Origin of the sequence: Pseudomonas sp. LJDD11 (genome assembly GCF_024584215.1) — a bacterium.
In the GTDB taxonomy this organism is placed as follows: Bacteria; Pseudomonadota; Gammaproteobacteria; order Pseudomonadales; family Pseudomonadaceae; genus Aquipseudomonas.
In genome coordinates this window covers 1-515 of the sequence record NZ_JANJFL010000156.1, presented here as the reverse complement: position 1 = coordinate 515, position 515 = coordinate 1, and the positions used below count along the sequence as shown (strand labels likewise).

General features: G+C 57.7%; 2 protein-coding genes. Both read right to left on the bottom strand.

Annotated features, from left to right (window positions below; translation table 11 throughout):
* Nucleotides 1-89: 89 nt before the first annotated feature.
* Nucleotides 90-305: a TIGR02450 family Trp-rich protein gene (locus tag NRB16_RS29320; protein ID WP_025258617.1), complete on the bottom strand. Its 216-nt coding sequence runs from the start codon at nt 303-305 to the stop codon at nt 90-92.
* Nucleotides 302-515, bottom strand: a 214-nt coding sequence (locus NRB16_RS29315; RefSeq protein ID WP_257107627.1) for an FAD-dependent oxidoreductase, incomplete at its 5' end; no start/stop codon positions are given. The genes NRB16_RS29320 and NRB16_RS29315, both read right to left, overlap by 4 nt.

The window sequence follows — 515 nt, the reverse complement described above, 5'->3', positions numbered from 1 at the left end:
ACAACTTGTCTCATCATAGGTTTGTAGCTGTACAAGTCAAATTCTTTGTACAAGAATTTCAGGCGTGTTTATTCAGGAAGCGGGCCCGCTCACTTCCAGCCCATGCGCCAGACCTCGGAGTTCTGCAGGACCTGCCACGGCAAGCGTTCGCTGCGGTGAGTCATCACGGCTTGCAGTTCAATCTCCAGGACCGTGCCTTCCTCGTCCTTGAACAGCTCGGTCACCAGAAAGTGTTTTTCGCGGTTGAGCGGCACTGCTGCGGTCCATTTCGACAGCAGCAGTTTGCGGGGATTGATGGTATTCACTTGAGGTGTTCCAGCAGACGGCGTGCAGCTTCCTGGCCGCTGAGCCATGCGCCTTCGACGCGACCGGACAGGCACCAGTCGCCACAGACGTAAATGCCCAGGTCGGCATCGGAAAGTGCGCCCCATTCGTGAGAGCCGGCCGGTTGTGCATACAGCCAGCGGTGTGCCTGGCTGAAGACCGGAGGAGGCATCGGGCAGTCGATCAGTTCT